Source organism: Pseudomonas sp. EA_105y_Pfl2_R69, from assembly GCF_963970915.1.
GTDB lineage: Bacteria > Pseudomonadota > Gammaproteobacteria > Pseudomonadales > Pseudomonadaceae > Aquipseudomonas.
Map to the genome: position 1 here is coordinate 267,316 of NZ_CAXAOO010000005.1, position 19,985 is coordinate 287,300.

Annotated in this window: 17 protein-coding genes; 12 read left to right on the plus strand and 5 right to left on the minus strand. The window is 63.8% G+C overall.

Annotation, left to right across the window (positions count from 1 at the left end; translation table 11 throughout):
• Positions 1–161: 161 nt before the first annotated feature.
• Positions 162–2,339, minus strand: coding sequence for a malate synthase G (locus tag AACY13_RS16105; RefSeq protein ID WP_339462590.1), 2,178 nt, complete (start codon positions 2,337–2,339; stop codon positions 162–164).
• Positions 2,340–2,635: 296 nt separating this feature from the next.
• On the opposite strand from AACY13_RS16105, the gene AACY13_RS16110 reads away from it, so the two are divergent.
• A complete protein-coding gene (locus tag AACY13_RS16110) occupies positions 2,636–3,082 on the plus strand; it encodes a GNAT family N-acetyltransferase (RefSeq protein WP_339462591.1) in 447 nt (148 codons plus the stop codon).
• A 25-nt stretch (positions 3,083–3,107) separates the two neighbouring features.
• Positions 3,108–3,626: a glycine cleavage system protein R gene (locus tag AACY13_RS16115; RefSeq protein ID WP_339462592.1), complete on the plus strand. Its 519-nt coding sequence runs from the start codon at positions 3,108–3,110 to the stop codon at positions 3,624–3,626.
• A gap of 386 nt (positions 3,627–4,012) precedes the next feature.
• Here AACY13_RS16115 and rarD read toward each other — a convergent pair whose 3' ends face one another.
• The 3 genes from rarD to AACY13_RS16130 all read right to left on the minus strand — a co-directional run bounded on the left by rarD (position 4,013) and on the right by AACY13_RS16130 (position 6,919).
• On the minus strand, positions 4,013–4,906 hold the full coding sequence (gene rarD / locus AACY13_RS16120) for an EamA family transporter RarD (protein WP_339462593.1): 894 nt from the start codon (positions 4,904–4,906) through the stop codon (positions 4,013–4,015).
• 188 nt (positions 4,907–5,094) lie between these two features.
• Positions 5,095–6,069, minus strand: coding sequence for a serine/threonine protein kinase (locus tag AACY13_RS16125; RefSeq protein WP_339462594.1), 975 nt, complete (start codon positions 6,067–6,069; stop codon positions 5,095–5,097).
• A gap of 115 nt (positions 6,070–6,184) precedes the next feature.
• A complete protein-coding gene (locus tag AACY13_RS16130; RefSeq protein ID WP_339462595.1) occupies positions 6,185–6,919 on the minus strand; it encodes a ComF family protein in 735 nt (244 codons plus the stop codon).
• A gap of 80 nt (positions 6,920–6,999) precedes the next feature.
• Between AACY13_RS16130 and bioB the strand changes: the two genes are divergently transcribed.
• The 10 genes from bioB (at position 7,000) to AACY13_RS16180 (ending at position 18,985) form a co-directional block, all read left to right on the plus strand.
• Positions 7,000–8,058: a biotin synthase BioB gene (bioB, locus tag AACY13_RS16135; RefSeq protein ID WP_339462596.1), complete on the plus strand. Its 1,059-nt coding sequence runs from the start codon at positions 7,000–7,002 to the stop codon at positions 8,056–8,058.
• 82 nt (positions 8,059–8,140) lie between these two features.
• Positions 8,141–9,322: an 8-amino-7-oxononanoate synthase gene (gene bioF, locus AACY13_RS16140; protein WP_339462597.1), complete on the plus strand. Its 1,182-nt coding sequence runs from the start codon at positions 8,141–8,143 to the stop codon at positions 9,320–9,322.
• The gene (locus AACY13_RS16145; protein WP_339462598.1) at positions 9,315–10,046 is read left to right on the plus strand and encodes an alpha/beta fold hydrolase; all 732 of its coding nucleotides are present in this window, start codon (positions 9,315–9,317) and stop codon (positions 10,044–10,046) included. The genes bioF and AACY13_RS16145 overlap by 8 nt, the downstream gene beginning before the upstream one ends.
• A gap of 77 nt (positions 10,047–10,123) precedes the next feature.
• Positions 10,124–10,933: a malonyl-ACP O-methyltransferase BioC gene (gene bioC / locus AACY13_RS16150; RefSeq protein ID WP_339462599.1), complete on the plus strand. Its 810-nt coding sequence runs from the start codon at positions 10,124–10,126 to the stop codon at positions 10,931–10,933.
• Positions 10,934–11,012: 79 nt separating this feature from the next.
• Positions 11,013–11,702: a dethiobiotin synthase gene (gene bioD / locus AACY13_RS16155; RefSeq protein WP_339462600.1), complete on the plus strand. Its 690-nt coding sequence runs from the start codon at positions 11,013–11,015 to the stop codon at positions 11,700–11,702.
• 96 nt (positions 11,703–11,798) lie between these two features.
• Positions 11,799–12,098, plus strand: a complete 300-nt coding sequence (locus AACY13_RS16160) for a hypothetical protein (protein ID WP_339462601.1) — start codon at positions 11,799–11,801, stop codon at positions 12,096–12,098.
• 63 nt (positions 12,099–12,161) lie between these two features.
• Positions 12,162–12,917 carry a putative metalloprotease CJM1_0395 family protein gene (locus tag AACY13_RS16165; RefSeq protein WP_339462602.1) on the plus strand — a complete coding sequence of 252 codons (756 nt, stop codon included), beginning with the start codon at positions 12,162–12,164 and terminating at the stop codon, positions 12,915–12,917.
• 166 nt (positions 12,918–13,083) lie between these two features.
• On the plus strand, positions 13,084–14,889 hold the full coding sequence (locus tag AACY13_RS16170) for a phenylacyl-CoA dehydrogenase (protein ID WP_339462603.1): 1,806 nt from the start codon (positions 13,084–13,086) through the stop codon (positions 14,887–14,889).
• A gap of 337 nt (positions 14,890–15,226) precedes the next feature.
• Positions 15,227–17,023, plus strand: coding sequence for an acyl-CoA dehydrogenase C-terminal domain-containing protein (locus AACY13_RS16175; protein WP_339462604.1), 1,797 nt, complete (start codon positions 15,227–15,229; stop codon positions 17,021–17,023).
• A gap of 183 nt (positions 17,024–17,206) precedes the next feature.
• The gene (locus AACY13_RS16180) at positions 17,207–18,985 is read left to right on the plus strand and encodes an acyl-CoA dehydrogenase C-terminal domain-containing protein (RefSeq protein ID WP_339462605.1); all 1,779 of its coding nucleotides are present in this window, start codon (positions 17,207–17,209) and stop codon (positions 18,983–18,985) included.
• A gap of 156 nt (positions 18,986–19,141) precedes the next feature.
• Here AACY13_RS16180 and AACY13_RS16185 read toward each other — a convergent pair whose 3' ends face one another.
• Positions 19,142–19,738, minus strand: coding sequence for a HutD/Ves family protein (locus AACY13_RS16185; protein ID WP_339462606.1), 597 nt, complete (start codon positions 19,736–19,738; stop codon positions 19,142–19,144).
• Positions 19,739–19,985: the final 247 nt, after the last annotated feature.

Below are 19,985 nucleotides of genomic sequence, written 5' to 3' on the forward strand. Positions count from 1 at the left end.
CGCGTGCAGCACGATTTCGTAGGGTGCGCCGTGCGCACCAGCCATTTGCCGCCGGAGTTGGTGCGCACAGCGCACCCTACGCCTTGCGGCCATTTGCTACGGGGGTATCACCATAAAAAAACCGCCCCGAAGGGCGGTTTTTTTGGTGCAGCAGCTGCGGGTTACAGGCCGTTGGCGGCCTTGAACTCGCGGCGGCGGCGGTGCAGTACCGGCTCGGTGTAGCCGTTCGGCTGCTTGGCACCTTCGACCACCAGTTCCAGAGCGGCCTGGAAGGCGATGTTGCTGTCGAAGTTCGGTGCCAGCGGACGGTACAGCGGGTCGCTGGCGTTCTGACGGTCAACCACCGGGGCCATACGCTTGAGGCTGGCGACGATCTGCTCCTCAGTGGCGATGCCGTGGCGCAACCAGTTGGCCAGCAGCTGGCTGGAGATGCGCAGGGTGGCGCGGTCTTCCATCAGGCCGACGTCATTGATATCCGGCACCTTGGAGCAGCCAACGCCCTGGTCGATCCAGCGCACCACGTAACCGAGGATGCCCTGGGCATTGTTGTCCAGTTCGTTCTGCACTTCCTCAGGCGTCCAGTTGGTGTTCTGCGCCAACGGAATGCTGAGGATATCGTCGATGGAGGCGCGCTCACGTGTGGCCAGTTCGGCCTGACGGGCGAACACGTCGACCTTGTGGTAGTGCAACGCATGCAGCGCGGCGGCGGTCGGCGACGGTACCCAGGCGGTGTTGGCACCGGCCAGTGGGTGAGCGATCTTCTGCTCGAGCATGCCGGCCATCAGGTCGGGCATAGCCCACATGCCTTTACCGATCTGCGCACGGCCTTGCAGGCCGGTGGCCAGGCCGATGTCGACGTTCCAGTTCTCGTAGGCAGCGATCCACTTCTCGGCCTTCATGGCGGCCTTGCGCACGACGGCACCGGCTTCCATGGAGGTGTGGATTTCGTCACCGGTACGGTCGAGGAAGCCGGTGTTGATAAACACCACGCGCTCGCTGGCGGCCTTGATGCACGCCTTGAGGTTGACGGTAGTGCGGCGCTCCTCGTCCATGATGCCGACTTTCAGGGTGTTGCGAGTCAGTCCGAGGACGTCTTCGACGCGACCGAATATTTCGCTGGTGAATGCGACTTCTTCCGGGCCGTGCATCTTCGGCTTGACGATGTAGACCGAGCCGGTGCGGGTGTTCTTGCGGCTGGTGTTGCCATTCAGGTTATGGATGGCGATCAGGCTGGTGAACAGCGCGTCCTGGATGCCTTCGGGGATTTCGTTGCCCTGGGCATCGAGAATCGCCGGGTTGCTCATCAGGTGGCCGACGTTGCGGATAAACAGCAGGCTGCGCCCGTGCAGGGTCAGCTCGCCGCCGTCGACCTGGGTGTAGACCCGGTCCGGGTTCATGGTGCGGGTAAAGGTGCTGCCGCCCTTGGCCACTTCTTCGGCCAGGTCGCCTTTCATCAGGCCCAGCCAGTTCTTGTAGACCACCACCTTGTCGTCGGCATCGACGGCGGCGACCGAGTCTTCGCAGTCCATGATGGTGGTCAGCGCGGCTTCCATCAGCACGTCTTTAACGCCGGCAGCGTCGGTCTGGCCGACCGGGGTGCTGGCGTCGATCTGAATTTCGAAATGCAGGCCGTTGTGCTTGAGCAGCACGGCGATCGGAGCGGCGGCGTCGCCCTGGAAACCGACCAGTTGCGCGTCGTCACGCAGGCCGCTGTTGCTGCCGCCCTTGAGGCCGACGACCAGCTTGCCGGCTTCGATGCGGTAAGCGGTGGAGTCGACGTGGGAGCCGGCAGCCAGCGGCGCGGCTTCGTCGAGGAAGGCGCGGGCGAAGGCGATGACCTTGTCACCACGGACCTTGTTATAGCCGCGGCCCTTCTCGGCACCGCCTTCTTCGCTGATCACGTCGGTGCCGTACAGGGCATCGTACAGCGAGCCCCAGCGGGCGTTAGAGGCGTTGAGAGCAAAGCGCGCGTTCATCACCGGCACGACCAGCTGCGGGCCGGCCAGGCGGGCGATCTCGTCGTCGACGTTCTGGGTGGTGGCCTGGAAGTCGGCCGGTTCCGGCAGCAGGTAGCCGATTTCGGCAAGGAAGGCCTTGTAGGCGACCGGATCGTGGGCCTGGCCTTGACGCGCCTGGTGCCAGGCGTCGATCTGCGCCTGGAGCTGGTCGCGCTTGGCGAGCAGGGCGCGGTTTTTCGGGGCCAGGTCATTGATGACCGTCTCGGCACCCGCCCAGAATTTCTCGGCAGCGATGCCGGTACCGGGGATGGCTTCGTTATTCACGAAGTCGAACAGCACTTTGGCAACCTGCAGGCTGCCTACTTGAACGCGTTCAGTCATCACTTGCCTCACTCTGCTCAGCTCTACTCAATAGCCGCGTCGGACATGGGAAATAAGTCATGTAGTCCGAGGCGCGGCATACTACATCAAGATCCGGGGAAAATCAGTGGGTGCGCGTCGCTCGGCGACCAAGAAGTGCTTTGCGGTCACTACATGCGGTGAATTGTCGCGGTAAATTTTAATTATTGTTTCATATAAGTTAAAAAGCAGTACACAACTTATTGTCTGATGCGTTCGGCTCCAGCCTCGGGGGGCTCTGGCTATACTGCTGTGGCCCTTCCCTGGAGTGCTGACCCATGCCCATACAGGCGGCCACTGCGGCCGATCTCGACGAACTGGCCGCGCTGTTTGCCGGCTATCTGACTTTCTATCAGGTGGACAAGCCCCTGGCGACGGTACGGGACTTTCTCGCCGCCCGCCTGCGCCGTAGCGACTCGACCCTTCTGCTGGCCCGCGATGACCAGGGCGTGGCCTGCGGCTTCGTCCAGCTCTACCCGTTTTACTCCTCCCTGGCGCTGGAACCGGCCTGGTTGTTGAGCGATCTTTATGTGAGCGAGGCGGCGCGTCGCCAGGGCATCGGCGAGGCGCTGATGAATGCCGCCCGGGCGCATGCCGAGGTCAGCGGTGCCTGCGGTTTGCAGTTGGAGACGGCAAAGAGCAATCTGCCAGGACAGGCCCTCTACGAGCGTCTCGGTTATGTGCGCGATGAGGTGTTTTATACCTACTGGCTGGGGCTGCCCTGAGCGGCCAGCGAACAAGGAGTTGAATATGGATCATCTGGTATTGACGGTAATCGCCCAGGACCAGCCTGGCCTGGTCGAACGCATCGCCCAGTGCATAGGCGCACATGGTGGCAACTGGCTGGAGAGCCGCATGTCGCGTATGGCCGGGCAGTTCGCCGGGATCCTGCGGGTCGATGTACCGCTGGGCTCGCATTCGGCATTGGTCGACGCCCTCGAGGCCCTGCAGAGCGAGGGTATTCGCGTGCTGGTCGTGGCCGGCGGCAGCGCACCGCCGAGCACCTGGCGATCGCTGCGCCTGGAGCTGGTGGGCAACGATCGCCCGGGAATCGTGCGCGATATCACCCGTCTGCTCAGCAGCCATGGGGTCAACCTGGAAAGCCTGCAGACCGAAGTGGTTCCTGCGCCCATGAGCGGTGAGCTGCTGTTCCAGGCCCAGGCCTTGCTGGCGGTACCGCAGAGCCTGAGCCTGGAGCAGCTGCAGGCGCACCTGGAAACCCTGGCCGATGACCTGATGGTGGAGCTAAAGCTGCAGGCCGAGGAGTAGCGCTGGGGTTTATCCACGCTCCGTGTGGATAACTCTGTGGGTAGCATGAGGAGCCCCGGGGCACGACCTAGTGTCCCGGGGCTTTTTGCTAAGTGCTTATTTTTTAAGCACTTAGCCGCTGGTTGTGCACAAAGGCCGGGGATGCTTCTGTGGATAAGCCGGGGGCAACTGGCTGCAGGCCAGGCGTTGCGCCCGCTGCGTGGAGCTGGTTGTTTTTTAGTCGATTCCCTGTTGCCCTTGGCCAGCGCCGCTAAGGGGGCCGGGCTTCTTAGGGGGCGCCGTGCGCACCAGGAATCCGCCGCTGAAGTTGAAGTTCGACCCAGAGTTGGTGCGCACGGCGCACCCTACCCATGCCCCTGATACCGCCATGCAGCATTCAGCCGTTTTTAGACCGCCTGACGTTTACGCAGGCTGAGCCAGGCATCCAGGCTGTAGAGCGCCAGGCCGGCCCAGATGCAGATAAAGGCCAGCAGGGTACTGGGGGCGAAGTGCTCGTCGAACAGGAAGATCGCCTGCAGCAGTACCAGGGTCGGCGCGAGGTACTGCAGAAAGCCCAGGGTGGTGTAGGGCAGATGGCGGGCGGCGGCGTTGAAACACACCAGCGGCACCAGGGTGATCGGCCCGGCGGCGATCAGCCAGAGAGCCTCCGGGGTGCCCCAGAAGTCGGCCTGGGTGCTCATCGCCGCCGGGTTCAGCAGCAACCAGCCAAGCGCCAGCGGCAACAGCAGCCAGGTTTCCACCACCAGGCCGGGCAGGGCGGCGACCGGTGCCTGTTTGCGGATCAGCCCGTAGAAACCGAAGGTCAGTGCCAGTACCAGGGACACCCAGGGCAGGCTGCCCAGTTGCCACACCTGCTGTGCCACGCCGAGGGCGGCCAGGCCTACCGCCAGCCATTGCAAGCGGCGCAGGCGCTCGCCGAGGATCAGCATGCCCAGCAGCACATTGACCAGCGGGTTGATGTAGTAGCCCAGGCTGGCTTCGAGCATGCGCTCGTTGTTCACCGCCCACACGTATACCAGCCAGTTGCTGGCGATCAGCACACCGCTCAGGGCCAGCACGGCGAAGCGTCTGGGGTTGCTCCGCAGTTCGCGCAGCCAGCCGGGATGCTTCCATGCCAGCAGCAGCAGCGCGCCGAACAGCGCCGACCAGAGCGCGCGATGGACGATGATCTCCAGCGCCGGCACGCCCTGAATGGCTTTGAAATAGAGTGGGAACAGGCCCCAGATGATGTAGGCGGTCAGGCCGAGAATATACCCGCGGCGCGGGTTGGCGGTGGCCATGCAGGGTCCTTGCTTAGGCTGCTAACTAAAGACCTGGGATTCTAGTCGGCGCGGCGCGGGCTTGTCTGGGTGGGCAGGATTTTCTTCAGTGCCAGAGGCCGCTTGGCTGTAACAAAGACGTTACGGCACAACGGCTAACTGTAGTGGTCGCTCCTACATGGGAAACATAAGGCCTACGCAATTGGCCCTTAAAACAGCCGCAGCGGCTCTTCATCCAGGGCCGCCAGCTGCTCGCGCAGGATCAGGATCTGCTCGCCCCAGTAGCGTTCGCTGCCGAACCAGGGAAAGCTGATGGGGAACGCCGGATCGTCCCAGCGCCGCGCCAGCCAGGCGCTGTAATGCATCAGGCGCAGGCTGCGCAGGCCTTCGATCAGTGGCAGTTCGCGGGGGTTGAAGTCGTGAAACTCCTGGTAGCCGTCCATCAGCTCGGACAATTGGCCGAGGCGCTCATGGCGCTCGCCGGCCAGCATCATCCACAGGTCCTGCACGGCGGGGCCCATGCGGCAGTCGTCGAGGTCGACCATATGGAAGGTGTCGTCGCGGCACAGCAGGTTGCCGGGGTGGCAGTCGCCATGCAGGCGGATGGCTTTTACCGGGTTGGCGGCGAACAGCGCATCCAGGCGCTTGAGCAGATCGCGGGCCACCGACTCGTAGGCCGGCAGCAGGCTGCGCGGAATAAAATTGCCGTCCAGCAGGGTGGTCAGGGAGGCGTGGCCGAAGTTGCTCACCTGCAAGGCTTCGCGATGGGCGAAGGGGCGCAGCGAGCCGACTGCATGCAAGCGGCCGAGCAGCTGGCCGAGGCGATACAGTTGGTCGAGGTTGCCCGGCTCCGGCGCACGGCCGCCGCGCCGCGGGAACAGGGCGAAGCGAAAGCCGGCGTGCTCGAACAGGGTTTCGCCATCGCGCACCAGGGGCGCGACTACCGGCACTTCGCACTCGGCCAGCTCGAAGGTGAAACTGTGCTCCTCGCGAATCGCCGCGTCGGTCCAGCGATCCGGGCGGTAGAACTTGGCGATCAGCGGCGTCTCGTCCTCGATGCCGACTTGATAGACGCGGTTCTCGTAACTGTTGAGCGCCAGCACGCGGGCGTCGCTGAGGTAGCCGATGCTCTCCACGGCATCCAGCACCAGGTCGGGTGTGAGTGCGGCAAATGGATGGGACATGGGCGACTCCGGACAGTTGGCCGCAGAGTGTAACGCTTCTATAGGGGCGGGCGGTGTTTGGGCGCGCCGCAGGATGTGGTCGAGCGCAGCGATACCCATCACCGCGAATCGGGTGTTAGTCCCCTGGCTTCGGCGTGCGCGCCAGGCAATACACATCGACCCGCGCCGCGCCGGCCTTGTTTAACAGGCGCGCCAGGCTCTCGGCCGTTGCGCCGGTGGTCAGCACGTCATCGACCAAGGCTATCTGCAGGCCGCTGATTGCGCTGCCCGGTGCCAGGGCAAAGGCCTTGCGCAGGTTGCGTTTGCGTGTGGCGGCATCCAGTTGCTGCTGCGCCGGCGTATCGATAATTCGTTGCAGCCAGGCGTCCTGCCAGGGCAGTTGCAGGGAGGTGCTCAGCCATTGGCCGAGCATCGTCGCCTGGTTAAAGCCGCGCTGGCGTTGCCGGCGGCTGGCCAGGGGCACGGGCAGCAACAGGTCGGGGCGCGGCAGCCCCTCATCGAAGGCGTGCAGCAAATGCTGTGACAAAAGCTCACCGAGCAGACGTCCCAATGGCCACCTGGCCTGATGCTTGAACCGGGTGATCAGGCTGTCGATGGGAAAGGCATAGCGCCAGGGCACTTCGACCCTGCTGAAGCTCGGCGGCTTCTTCAGGCAGGCACCGCACACCAGGCCGTGACTGGGCAGCGGCAGGGCGCAGACCTGGCAATGCCCGCCCAGCCAGGGCAGCTCGGCTTCGCAGCTGGTGCAGATGGCCAGCGCGCCGTCTGCGGCTTCGTCGCAGAGCAGGCAGTGCTGTTTGTTTTTTAACCAATTGTAAACCTGGTTGCTCTTGCTGGGTTGACAGCGCATAAGCCTTCCATAACTATGCCGAACATCCGTGTCGCGTCTGCTGAATCTAGCAGGGCGCAGCCAACAATAAGGAATTACCGATGAGCGCAACCACCGCCGCCAACCTGCGTCACGACTGGACCCTCACCGAGGTCAAGGCGCTCTTCGAGCAACCCTTCAACGACCTGCTGTTCCAGGCGCAGACCGTGCACCGCGCGCACTTCGACCAGAACCGCGTGCAGGTCTCGACCCTGCTGTCGATCAAGACCGGTGCCTGTCCGGAAGACTGCAAGTACTGCCCGCAATCCGGCCACTACAACACCGGTCTGGAAAAGGAAAAACTGCTGGAAGTGCAGAAGGTGCTGGAAGCGGCCGCCGAGGCCAAGGCCATCGGTTCCACCCGCTTCTGCATGGGCGCGGCCTGGAAGCACCCCTCGGCCAAGGACATGCCCTATGTGCTGAAGATGGTCGAGGGCGTCAAGGCCCTGGGCCTGGAAACCTGCATGACCCTGGGCAAACTCGACAAGGAACAGACTGCCGCCCTGGCCGCTGCCGGTCTGGACTACTACAACCACAACCTGGATACCTCGCCGGAGTTCTACGGCAATATCATCACCACCCGCACCTACGGCGAGCGCCTGGAAACCCTGGCCTATGTCCGCGACTCGGGGATGAAGATCTGCTCCGGCGGCATCCTCGGCATGGGCGAGTCGCTGGACGACCGCGCCGGTCTGCTGATCCAGCTGGCCAACCTGCCGGAGCATCCGGAGAGTGTGCCGATCAATATGCTGGTGAAAGTGCAGGGCACGCCGCTGGCCGACGAGCAGGATGTCGACCCCTTCGACTTTATCCGCATGCTCGCCGTGGCGCGGATCATGATGCCGCAGTCCCACGTGCGCCTGTCCGCCGGGCGCGAGGCGATGAACGAGCAGATGCAGGCCCTGGCCTTCTTCGCCGGTGCCAACTCGATCTTCTACGGCGAAAAACTGCTGACCACCGCCAACCCCCAGGCCGGCAAGGACATGCAGTTGTTCGCCCGCCTCGGCATCAAGCCGGAAGAGCGCCATGAGCATGCCGACGAAGTGCACCAGGCCGCCATCGAGCAGGCGCTGGTCGAGCAGCGCGATTCCAAGCTGTTCTATAACGCCGCCTCGGCATAAACCGCTGTTTATGTAGGAGCCAGCTTGCTGGCGATCTCGTTTGCCGCTGATCGCCAGCAAGCTGGCTCCTACAGGTATGCATATGTCTTTCGATCTATCCACTCGCCTTGCCGAGCGCCGCGCCGCCCAGCTCTATCGCCAGCGTCCATTGCTGGAAAGCCCGCAGGGCCCAGTGGTACAGGTCGATGGCCGTGAGCTGCTGGCGTTTTGCTCCAACGACTACCTCGGTCTGGCCAATCATCCGCAGGTGATCGAAGCCTGGCGCGCCGGCGCGCAGAAATGGGGTGTCGGTGGCGGTGCCTCGCATCTGGTGATCGGCCACAGCACGCCGCATCACCAGCTGGAAGAAGCGCTCGCCGAATTCACCGGTCGGCCGCGGGCGCTGCTGTTTTCCACCGGCTATATGGCCAATCTAGGTGCGGTCACCGCACTGGTTGGGCAAGGCGATACGGTGCTGGAAGATCGCCTTAACCATGCCTCGTTGCTGGATGCGGGCCTGCTGTCCGGCGCGCGCTTTTCCCGCTATCTGCACAATGACGCCGTGAGCCTGGCCAACCGTCTGCGCAAGGGCATGGGCAATACCCTGGTGGTGACCGACGGCGTATTCAGCATGGACGGCGACCTGGCCGACCTGCCGACACTGTGCGCCGAAGCGCGCCGCGCCAATGCCTGGGTGATGGTCGACGACGCCCACGGTTTCGGCCCGCTCGGTGCCAGCGGCGGCGGCATCGTCGAGCACTTCGGCCTGGGCGTCGACGATGTGCAGGTGCTGGTCGGCACCCTGGGCAAGGCCTTCGGTACCGCCGGGGCCTTTGTCGCTGGCAGCGAGGAGCTGATCGAGACGTTGGTGCAGTTCGCCCGGCCCTATATCTACACCACCAGTCAGCCACCGGCCTTGGCCTGCGCCACGTTGAAAAGCCTGGAGTTGCTGCGCAGCGAGCATTGGCGGCGCGAGCACCTGAACGCTCTGATCAAGCGCTTTCGCCAAGGTGCCCAGGCCATCGGCCTTGAGTTGATGGGCAGTGCCACGCCGATCCAGCCGATCCTGATCGGCGACAGCGGCCGAGCCCTGCAGCTGTCGCAGCTGCTGCGCGAGCGCGGCCTGCTGGTCACCGCGATCCGTCCGCCGACCGTGCCGGCCGGCAGTGCGCGCTTGCGGGTGACCCTGTCCGCCGCCCATAGCCTGGCGCAGCTGGAACTGCTGCTCGAAGCCCTGGCCGAGTGCTGGCCGCTGCTGACGGCTGAGGATGCCGGCCATGCGTGATCGGCTGATTCTGCTGCCCGGCTGGGGACTCGGCAGCGCGCCCCTGGAACCGCTGGCCGAAGCCTTGCGCGGCCTCGATCCGCGCCTGCATGTGCAGATCGAACCCCTGCCGCCGCTGGATTCAAGCGACCCGGCCGACTGGCTGGAGGAGCTGGACGCCAATCTGGCGCAGGACGCCTGGCTCGGCGGCTGGTCTTTGGGCGGTATGCTCGCGGCCGAACTGGCGGCGCGCCGGGGCGAACGCTGCAGCGGTCTGCTGACACTGGCCAGCAATCTGCGCTTTGTCGCCGAGTCGGATTGGCCGGCGGCCATGGCGGGGGACACCTTTGCGGCGTTTCGCCAGGGTTGCGCAGCCGATGCCGCCATGACCCTGAAGCGTTTTGCCCTGCTCTGCGCCCAGGGCGCGACGGATGCTCGCGGCCTGTCGCGGCAGCTGCTGGGCGCGGCTCCGCAGCCGCAATCCGCCGCGCTGCTGGCCGGCCTGGATCTGCTGGCAGCTCTGGATACGCGGGCCGCGTTGCAGGCCTTTGTCGGCCCGCAGCTGCATCTATTCGCCGCTCAGGATGCCCTGGTCCCCGCGAGCGCCGCGCAGGCGCTGCTGGCGCTGTTGCCGGATGTCGAGATCGGCCTGATTGATCACGCCAGCCATGCCTTCGTTCTGGAGCGCCCCCATGAAGTGGCGGCGGCGATCCAGGTCTTTCTGCACGAGGCCGGCGATGACTGATGTTGTAGGGTGCGCCGTGCGCACCAAGCGTGCTGGATCTATGGTGCGCACGGCGCACCCTACGTCGAGGCTTGCCGATGAGTGAAGCCTTCCAGGCAGGCGGCCTGCCGGACAAACGCCAGGTAGCCGCCTCGTTCTCCCGTGCCGCCGACAGCTACGACAGCGTGGCCGCCTTGCAGCGCAGTGTCGGCCAGCAGTTGCTGGCCCGGTTGCCCGCTGCCATTACGCCTGAGCGTTGGCTGGATCTGGGCTGCGGCACCGGCCATTTCAGCCGCGCCCTGGGCGAACGTTTTCCGGCCAGCCAGGGCGTGGCCCTGGATATCGCCGAAGGCATGCTGCGCCACGCCCGGCCACTGGGCGGCGCGCAACAGTTTATTGCCGGCGATGCCGAGCGCCTGCCGCTGCGCGATGCATCCTGCGACCTGCTGTTTTCTAGCCTGGCCTTGCAGTGGTGTGCAGATTTTTCCGCCGTGCTGAGCGAATCCGAGCGCGTGCTGCGCCCTGGCGGCGTGCTGGCCTTTAGCAGTCTGTGTGTCGGCACCCTGCAGGAGCTGCGTGACAGCTGGCAGGCGGTGGATGGCTTTGTTCACGTCAATCGCTTTCGCCGCTTCGAGGATTATCAGCGCCTGTGCGCCGGCAGCGGCCTGACGCGGCTGAGCCTGCAGGTAGCCCCGGAAACCTTGTACTACCCGGACCTGCGCAGCCTGACCCATGAACTGAAAGCTTTGGGTGCACATAACCTCAACCCCGGCCGGCCGGGCGGTCTGACCGGGCGGGCGCGCATGCTGGCGCTGCTCGATGCCTATGAACGCTTCCGCCAGCCACAGGGGCTGCCGGCGACCTATCAGGTGGTCTACGGCGTATTGCGTAAGGAAGCTTCCAGATGAGTGCAGCCTTCTTTGTTACCGGCACCGATACCCCGATCCTGGCTAAAGAGCCGGCAAAACCTGTCGCGATGGAGTTGCTATGAGCGCTGCTTTTTTCGTCACCGGCACCGATACGGAAATCGGCAAGACCACCATCGCCGCCGGCCTGCTGCATGCCGCGCGGCTGGCCGGGTTGTCCACGGCCGCGGCCAAGCCGGTGGCTTCCGGTTGTGTGCGCACGGCGGACGGTCTGCGCAATGACGACGCCCTGGCGCTGCTTGGCGAATGCACCCTGGCGCTACGCTACGAGGAGGTCAATCCACTGGCCTTCGAGCCGGCGATTGCTCCGCACCTGGCCGCCCGCGAAGCCGGTGTATTGCTGGATGTTGTCGCGCTGCAAGGGCCGGTGCAGGCGATTCTGGACAAGCGTGCGGACTTTACCCTGGTCGAAGGTGCGGGCGGCTGGCGCGTGCCGCTGGCCGGGCAGGCGGCGCTGTCGGACCTGGCGCTGGCCTTGAAGCTGCCGGTGATTCTGGTCGTCGGCGTACGCTTAGGCTGCATCAACCAGGCGCTGCTCACCGCCGAGGCGATCCTGCGTGACGGCCTGCCGTTGGCCGGTTGGGTGGCCAACCTGGTCGACCCGCACACCTCGCGCCTGGAGGACAATCTGGCCACCCTGGCCGAGCGCCTGCCGGCACCCTGCCTGGGTTATGTGCCGCGCCTGGAGCAGGCCACGCCGGCTGCGGTTTGCGACTATCTGGACCTGAGTATTCTGGGCCTCAAGCTATAAGCGAACCGGCGGCCATAGCCTTTTGCTTGTACGTTTTTTCCGCCGCATCTGCTTCAATGCAAAGCGTCAGAGTGTTGCGACAGCAGGAGTCAGGGCATGGAAATTTCTGGGAACGCCTTCAATTCAGGGATCAGTACCCTTCAGTCGGGCCAGCGTCGGGTCGACCAGGCCGCGGCCGATATCGCCAGCAATGCCGCCACGCCGCCGCTGCAACCAAGTTCCACTCCGCCGGCCAATCAGGTCAATCCTGCGCCCAGTTCGGCCGAACAGTCGCGCCCCGATCTGGCTGAAAGCCTGGTGGCGCTGCGCCAGGGGCAGAACGAGGCGGCCGCCGGAGCCAAGCTGGTGAAGACGGCCGATGAAGTGCTGGGCACCCTGATCGATACCAGCGCCTGAGCCACTTGCCTCGACCCGCCCAAGGCAATCCTGTTGGTCGGTGCATGAGGTGAGGAGTCATACATGCAGATTGGCGGCGCATCGTCCTATATCGCGCCTGCAGCGCTACTGCCGGCCCGCCCCGTTGCGCCCGTGGGTTCCGCCGATACCTCTACCGATAGCAGGCGTGCCGCCCAGGCCCCGCTAAGCGCATCCCCAGCCCTGGCCGAGCAGCAGTCGGCAGCGTCCCGCGAGGAGGCCGAGCCGGCGGCCGGCAGTGCTAAAACAGCCGGCGAAGACGCCAGCAGCCCACGCCAGCAGCGCCTCGAACAACTGAAGATCGCCAAGCTGGCCAGCCGCGACCAGGAGGTGCGCGCCCATGAGCAGGCCCACTCGGCCGTGGGTGGAAGCTACGCCAGTGCGCCGACCTACACCTTCAGCCGTGGTCCGGATGGCAAACGCTATGCGGTGGGCGGCGAAGTCAGCATCGATGTGGGGGCAGTGCCGAACGACCCCGCAGCTACTTTGCGCAAGATGGAAATCGTTCTGCGCGCGGCCCTGGCTCCGGCGGAGCCTTCCGCCCAGGACCTGCGCGTGGCTTCCCAGGCCCAGGCGCAGATGACCCAGGCCCGTGTCGAGCTGGCCGAACAGCGCCGCGCCGAGACGCAACAGCCTAGCGAGTCCGGCACCGAGCCCGAAGAGGCGGCCGAGGAGGCGACGAGCCGGGAAGCATCCGCCGAATCGGCGCGGCAGGAACGGCTACCGCCGCCTAGTCTTGATCTTTACCGGCAGCTGGGTGGCCTGGGCGAGGCGACCCCGGCGATAGACCTGCTTGCATAATTGCAGGGCGGGGATGCTTGACATTAAATAGGCATAAACGTATGTTTCAAACGCTTGTTTGATTCGCTCGATTGCCAAGGGGCATGCGAGCGCCGGGATTGCTCCCGAAAACGACCGAATATCCGGTCACCTACACATCAAGAATCCACCGCAGAGGTTAACCGCTATGCCTGATTACAAGGCCCCCTTGCGCGATATCCGTTTCGTACGCGACGAACTGCTCGGCTACGAAGCGCATTATCAGAGCCTGCCTGGCTGCCAGGACGCTACTCCGGACATGGTCAGCGCCATCCTTGAGGAAGGTGCCAAGTTCTGTGAGCAGGTGCTGTCGCCGCTGAACCGTGTAGGTGACACCGAAGGTTGCACCTGGTCCGCGGAAGGCGTGAAAACCCCTACCGGCTTCAAAGAGGCCTACCAGCAGTACGTCGAAGGTGGCTGGCCGAGCCTGGCCCACGATGTCGACCACGGCGGCCAAGGCCTGCCCGAGTCGCTGGGTCTGGTGCTGAGCGAAATGGTTGGCTCCTCCAACTGGTCGTGGGGCATGTACCCAGGCCTTTCGCACGGCGCGATGAACACCATCGCCGAGCACGGTACTGACGACCAGAAGCACACCTACCTGACCAAGTTGGTATCCGGTGAGTGGACCGGCACCATGTGCCTGACCGAACCGCATTGCGGCACCGATCTGGGCATGCTGCGCACCAAGGCCGAGCCTCAGGCTGATGGCTCGTACAAGGTTTCCGGTACCAAGATCTTTATCTCCGCTGGTGAGCACGACATGGCCGATAACATCGTCCACATCGTCCTGGCCCGCCTGCCCGACGCGCCGGAAGGCACCAAAGGCATTTCGCTGTTTATCGTGCCGAAGTTCTCGGTCAGCGCTGACGGTACCGTCGGCGCGCGTAACGCCGTTTCCTGTGGCTCGCTCGAGCACAAGATGGGTATCCACGGTAACGCGACCTGCGTGATGAACTTCGACGGCGCGACCGGTTACCTGATCGGCCCAGCCAACAAAGGCCTGAACTGCATGTTCACCTTTATGAACACGGCTCGTCTGGGTACTGCTCTGCAAGGTCTGGCTCACGCCGAAATCGGTTTCCAGGGTGGCCTGAAGTACGCTCGCGAGCGTCTGCAGATGCGCTCCCTGACTGGCCCGAAAGCGCCGGATAAAGCCGCCGACCCGATCATCGTCCACCCGGACGTGCGTCGCATGCTGCTGACCATGAAGGCCTTCGCCGAAGGCAACCGCGCGATGGTGTACTTCACCGCCAAGCAGGTTGATATCGTCAAGTACAGCCAGGACGAAGCCGAGAAGAAGCAAGCCGACGCACTGCTGGCTTTCCTCACTCCAATCGCCAAGGCGTTCATGACCGAAGTCGGCTTCGAAGCCGCCAACCACGGCGTACAGATCTATGGCGGCCACGGCTTTATCGCCGAGTGGGGCATGGAGCAGAACGTTCGCGACAGCCGTATTTCCATGCTGTACGAAGGCACCACCGGCATCCAGGCTCTCGACCTGCTGGGCCGTAAAGTGCTGCAGACTCAAGGCGAAGCACTGAAAGGCTTCACCAAGATCGTGCACAAGTTCTGCCAGGCCAACGAAGGCAACGACGCGGTCAAAGCGTTCGTCGAGCCTCTGGCCAAGCTGAACAAGGAGTGGGGCGACCTGACCATGAAAGTGGGCATGGCCGCGATGAAAGACCGCGAAGAAGTCGGTGCCGCTTCGGTGGACTACCTGATGTATTCCGGTTACGTCTGCCTGGCCTACTTCTGGGCTGACATGGCGCGCCTGGCGGCCGAGAAGATCGCTGCCGGCACTGAAGATGAAGCCTTCTACAAGGCCAAGCTGCAGACCGCTCGTTTCTACTTCGCGCGCATCCTGCCGCGTACCCGTAGCCACGTAGAGGCCATGCTGTCCGGTGCCAACAACCTGATGGAAATGGACGAAGAGCATTTCGCTCTGGGCTACTAAGCCTCCGTCCTTTCCAGGTCAAAAAAACCGCTGCCCCTTGGGGTGGCGGTTTTTTTATGTCCGCCATCCCTGGCGGCACCCTTCGGGCCGTCGCTACGCGACGTTAGAAACTGCTCCAGACAGTTTCTTTATGTCCGCCATCCCTGGCGGCCACCCTTCGGGCCGTCGCTGGGCGACGTTAAAAAGCTGCTCCAGGCAATTTTCTTATGGGCGGTTGCTGGTTGGGGCGGTTATGACGGCGCATTCAGCGTATCCACAGTCGTTGTGATGTGGCCGGGTCCGGCCGAAGCTTGGGGTCTTAATCCGCGCCCTGCGCGCCAGCTGACGGAGAACGACCATGCCCGAGTACAAGGCCCCGCTGCGCGATATGCGCTTTCTGATCGACGATGTCTTCGACTTTCACGGCAGCTACGCGGCCCTGGGGGCCAGCGATGCCAGTCCGGATATGGTCGCGGCGATTCTCGAAGAGGGTGCCAAGTTCTGCGAGCAGGTGCTGGCCCCGCTGAACCGCTCCGGCGACGAGGAGGAGTGCCAGTTCGATAACGGTGAAGTGAGTACTCCTCGCGGCTTTAAGGAAGCCTTTGCCCAGTACGTCGAAGGTGGCTGGAACGGTCTGGCCGCCGATCCGGCTTACGGCGGTCAGGGCCTGCCGCACTCCCTCGGTTTGTTGATCAGCGAGATGGTCGGTGCCAGCAACACCTCCTGGGGCATGTACCCGGGCCTGACCCATGGCGCGATGTCGGCGATCCACGCCCACGGCACTGAGGCGCAGAAGCAGACCTACCTGAGCAAGCTCACCGAAGGCAGTTGGACCGGCACCATGTGCCTGACTGAAGCTCATTGCGGCACCGACCTGGGCCTGATCAAGACCCGCGCCGTGCCCCAGGCCGACGGCAGTTATGCGCTCAGCGGCAGCAAGATCTTTATCTCCGCCGGCGAGCACGACATGAGCGAGAACATCGTCCATCTGGTGCTGGCCAAGCTGCCCGACGCCCCCGCTGGCACCAGGGGCATCTCGTTGTTTATCGTGCCCAAGTTCCTCCCGGATGCGCAGGGCGAAGCCGGTGCACGCAATGGCGTCAGTTGCGGCTCGATCGAACACAAGATGGGCATCAAGGCTTCCGCCACCTGCGTGATCAACTTCGACAGCGCCACCGGCTACCTGATCGGCGAGGCCAACAAGGGCCTCAACTGCATGTTCACCATGATGAACCACGCCCGCCTGGGCACCGGCATGCAGGGCCTGTGTCTGGGGGAAGCGAGCTTCCAGGGGGCGATCAAATATGCCACTGAACGCCTGCAGATGCGCGCGCTGAGCGGGCCCAAGGCACCGGATAAACCTGCCGACCCGATCATCGTCCACCCCGATGTGCGGCGCATGCTGCTGACCATGAAGGCCTTCAACGAAGGCAACCGCGCCCTGGCCTATTTCACCGCGCAGCTGATCGACCAGGCGCACCGTGGCGACAGCGCCGCGCAACGCGAGGAGGCCGAGAACCTGCTGGCCTTCCTCACGCCGATCTGCAAGGCCTTTATGACCGAGACCGGTCTGGAGGTGACCAACCACGGCATGCAGGTGTTCGGCGGCCATGGTTTTATCCGCGAGTGGGGTATGGAGCAGCTGGTGCGCGACTGCCGCATCGCACCTATCTATGAAGGCACCAATGGCATCCAGGCCCTCGACCTGCTAGGGCGCAAGGTGCTCGGCAGCCAGGGCAAGCTGCTGCGCGGTTTTACCAAGATCGTGCACAAGTTCTGTGAGGCCCAGGCCGAGCATCCGCAGCTCAAGGATCATGTCGCCCAGCTGGCGACGCTCAACCAGCAGTGGGGCGAGCTGACCCAGAAGATCGGCCTGGCGGCGATGAAGAACCCCGATGAAGTCGGTGCGGCCTCGATGGATTACCTGATGTACTCCGGCTACGTCGCCCTGGCCTATTTCTGGTTGCGCATGGCCCTGGTAGCTCAGGAAAAGCTGGCGGCGGGCAAGGGCGATGCGGCCTTCTACCAAGCCAAGCTGGCGACTTGTGCCTTCTACTTCAAACGCCTGCTGCCGCGCACCGCCGCCCACCTGGCCGCGGCCGAGGCGGGCAGTGCCTGCATGATGGCGCTGCCGGCCGAACATTTCGCCCTCTGACCAGCGGTTATCGCCCTGCCAAAGCCCGCCATCCGGCGGGTTTTGCCGTTATATAGGGGTTGGCCGGCCTAACAAACGCATGGTGACCTTTTGGTCATAACGCGACGCTATGTGTCTAAAAAGTTGTTCGGTTAGACTCCGTGCACATCTTTACATCTGCTGCTTCGTCCGAGGATTTGCCCCATGGCTGACTACAAAGCTCCCCTGCGCGATATGCGCTTCGTGCTCAACGAAGTGTTTGAAGTTTCCAAGCTGTGGGCCCAGTTGCCGGCCCTGGCCGAAGTGGTCGACGAAGACACCGCTGCAGCCATTCTCGAAGAAGCCGGTAAGGTCACCGGTGGCGTAATCGCCCCGCTGAACCGCAGCGGCGACGAAGAAGGCTGCTCCTGGGAAGGCGGTGCGGTGAAAACCCCGGCCGGCTTCCCGGCTGCCTACAAGACCTACGCCGAAGGCGGCTGGGTGGGCGTCGGCGGCGACCCGGTATTCGGCGGCATGGGCATGCCCAAGGCGATCTCGGCTCAGGTCGAGGAGATGGTCAACTCGGCCAACCTGTCGTTCGGCCTGTACCCGATGCTGACCGCTGGTGCCTGCCTGTCGATCAACGCCCATGCCAGCGAAGAGCTGAAAGAGAAATACCTGCCGAACATGTACTCGGGCGTCTGGGCCGGTTCCATGTGCCTGACCGAGCCGCATGCCGGCACCGACCTGGGCATTATCCGCACCAAGGCCGAGCCCCAGGTCGATGGCAGCTTCAAGATTTCCGGTACCAAGATCTTTATCACCGGCGGTGAGCACGACCTGACCGAGAACATCATCCACCTGGTACTGGCCAAGCTGCCGGACGCCCCAGCGGGCCCGAAAGGCATCTCGCTGTTCCTGGTGCCGAAGTTTATGGTGGGCACCGACGGTTCCCTGGGCGAGCACAACAGCCTGTCCTGCGGCTCGATCGAACACAAGATGGGCATCAAGGCCTCGGCCACCTGCGTGATGAACTTCGACGGTGCCACCGGCTGGATCGTCGATGCGCCGAACAAGGGCCTCGCCGCCATGTTCACCATGATGAACTACGAGCGTCTGGGCGTCGGTATTCAGGGCCTGTCCCTGGGCGAGCGCAGCTACCAGAACGCCGTGGAGTACGCCCGCGACCGTATTCAGAGTCGCGCGCCGACCGGCCCGGTGGCTAAAGACAAAGCTGCCGACCCGATCATCGTGCACCCCGACGTGCGCCGCATGCTGCTGACCATGAAAGCGCTGAACGAAGGCGGCCGTGCCTTCTCCAGCTACGTGGCCATGCAACTCGACACCGCCAAATACAGCGAGGACGCTGCAACCCGCAAGCGCGCGGAAGAGCTGGTGGCCCTGCTGACGCCGGTGGCCAAAGCCTTCCTCACCGATATGGCCCTGGAAACCACTACCCACGGCCAGCAGATCTTCGGCGGCCACGGTTATATCCGTGAATGGGGCCAGGAGCAGCTGATCCGCGACTGCCGCATCACCCAGATCTACGAAGGCACCAACGGTATCCAGGCCCTCGACTTGGTCGGGCGTAAAGTGGTCGGCAGCGGCGGTGCGTTCTACAAGCACTTCGCCGAAGAGATCAAGGCCTTTACCGATTCCGCCGACAGCAGCCTGGCCGAGTTTATCGAGCCGCTGAAAGGGGCCATCGCCAACCTGGAGCTGATGACCGCCGATCTGCTGGAGCGGGCCAAGGCCAACCCCAACGAAGTGGGTGCCGCCTCGGTCGAGTACCTGCAGGTGTTCGGCTACACCGCCTACGCCTATATGTGGGCCCTGATGGCGCGCACCGCGCTGGCCAAGCAGGATCAGGACGAGTTCTACGTGAGCAAGCTGGGCACCGCGCGTTTCTACTTCGCCCGCCTGCTGCCGCGTATCCACTCGCTGACCGCTTCGGTCAAGGCCGGTAGCGAGAGCCTGTACTTGCTGGACGCCGCGCAGTTCTAGCGGTCCCTGCAGTAAAAAAGCCCCGGCCTAAACAGCCGGGGCTTTTTTATGTTGATTGTCCGTCAGTCCCTCGGCGCTTGAGTGTGTGCAGACCTGCCGTTGTAGGGTGCGCCGCGCGCACCAGGGCTCCAGGTGTGCACAACTCACCCTGCAAATTTATCCCCGCACCCGCTCCAACCAGGCCAGAAACAGCTGAACACTGTCGCCGCTGCTGCCGAGTCGGCAACGCTCACCGGGGCGCTCCAGCAACAGCCCCTGGCCGTTACCTAATTGCACCCGGTTGCCGCAGGGCAGCAGGCAGTCCAGCGGCGAGCCGGCGATGCAGTAGATAAACAGCGCATCGCTGCAGTCGAGCCAGCGCTCACCCTGCAGACGCTGATACTCCAGGCGGTGCCGCCAGCGCCCGCGGCGGCTCATCAGATTGAAGTCCTGCACCGGGCCATCAAGCAGCTCGGCCTGCACATCCAGCTCGCCGGCAAAGCTTAGCACTGGGTTATGCCGGTCCAGATCGAGGTTGATCTGCTCGGGCAGACTCAGACGCAGGCCTGCACCGCTAAGCAAGCCCAGGCTGCGGTCGATGCCGGGGTAATGGGAGAAGGGGCCGGCACTCGCCACCCGCGCGCTGCTGATACGCCACTCAAAGCTGCTTAGATCCGCATCAGGCGGGGCGATGGCCAGTTCCAGGGTAACGCCTTGGCCATTCTTCCAGGGCAGTTGGCGGGCGGTACGGCTGTCGATAATACGGATGCTCACGGCGGGCGCTCATGCTGACGGTTTATATGTATATACATTATGCGCTTGCCGCAGGACAGCTCCCGGCCGGGCCGGACGCTGCCGTTCGTCTGCCGTCAGGCTGTTATGCCGACCCTCTTTTGCTATCTATCTCGATGATTTAAATGGAGTTTCTTGGTTGATGCTATGCCCGTTGGGCGACGCGAGAGCACGCATTGGCTGACGAGTGGGGTTGACGGCCGGTGGGTCAAAATCTATTGTATATACA

What these genes read in the sequence shown, in the direction of transcription:
- AACY13_RS16130 (WP_339462595.1), bottom strand. Translation starts at nt 6,919, where the DNA reads ATGCGCTGTCAACCCAGCAAGAGCAACCAGGTTTACAATTGGTTAAAA.
- AACY13_RS16170 (WP_339462603.1), top strand. Translation starts at nt 13,084, where the DNA reads ATGCCTGATTACAAGGCCCCCTTGCGCGATATCCGTTTCGTACGCGAC.
- bioB (WP_339462596.1), top strand. Translation starts at nt 7,000, where the DNA reads ATGAGCGCAACCACCGCCGCCAACCTGCGTCACGACTGGACCCTCACC.
- AACY13_RS16105 (WP_339462590.1), bottom strand. Translation starts at nt 2,339, where the DNA reads ATGACTGAACGCGTTCAAGTAGGCAGCCTGCAGGTTGCCAAAGTGCTG.
- AACY13_RS16145 (WP_339462598.1), top strand. Translation starts at nt 9,315, where the DNA reads ATGCGTGATCGGCTGATTCTGCTGCCCGGCTGGGGACTCGGCAGCGCG.
- rarD (WP_339462593.1), bottom strand. Translation starts at nt 4,906, where the DNA reads ATGGCCACCGCCAACCCGCGCCGCGGGTATATTCTCGGCCTGACCGCC.
- bioC (WP_339462599.1), top strand. Translation starts at nt 10,124, where the DNA reads ATGAGTGAAGCCTTCCAGGCAGGCGGCCTGCCGGACAAACGCCAGGTA.
- AACY13_RS16115 (WP_339462592.1), top strand. Translation starts at nt 3,108, where the DNA reads ATGGATCATCTGGTATTGACGGTAATCGCCCAGGACCAGCCTGGCCTG.
- bioF (WP_339462597.1), top strand. Translation starts at nt 8,141, where the DNA reads ATGTCTTTCGATCTATCCACTCGCCTTGCCGAGCGCCGCGCCGCCCAG.
- AACY13_RS16175 (WP_339462604.1), top strand. Translation starts at nt 15,227, where the DNA reads ATGCCCGAGTACAAGGCCCCGCTGCGCGATATGCGCTTTCTGATCGAC.
- AACY13_RS16125 (WP_339462594.1), bottom strand. Translation starts at nt 6,069, where the DNA reads ATGTCCCATCCATTTGCCGCACTCACACCCGACCTGGTGCTGGATGCC.
- AACY13_RS16110 (WP_339462591.1), top strand. Translation starts at nt 2,636, where the DNA reads ATGCCCATACAGGCGGCCACTGCGGCCGATCTCGACGAACTGGCCGCG.
- bioD (WP_339462600.1), top strand. Translation starts at nt 11,013, where the DNA reads ATGAGCGCTGCTTTTTTCGTCACCGGCACCGATACGGAAATCGGCAAG.
- AACY13_RS16165 (WP_339462602.1), top strand. Translation starts at nt 12,162, where the DNA reads ATGCAGATTGGCGGCGCATCGTCCTATATCGCGCCTGCAGCGCTACTG.
- AACY13_RS16160 (WP_339462601.1), top strand. Translation starts at nt 11,799, where the DNA reads ATGGAAATTTCTGGGAACGCCTTCAATTCAGGGATCAGTACCCTTCAG.
- AACY13_RS16180 (WP_339462605.1), top strand. Translation starts at nt 17,207, where the DNA reads ATGGCTGACTACAAAGCTCCCCTGCGCGATATGCGCTTCGTGCTCAAC.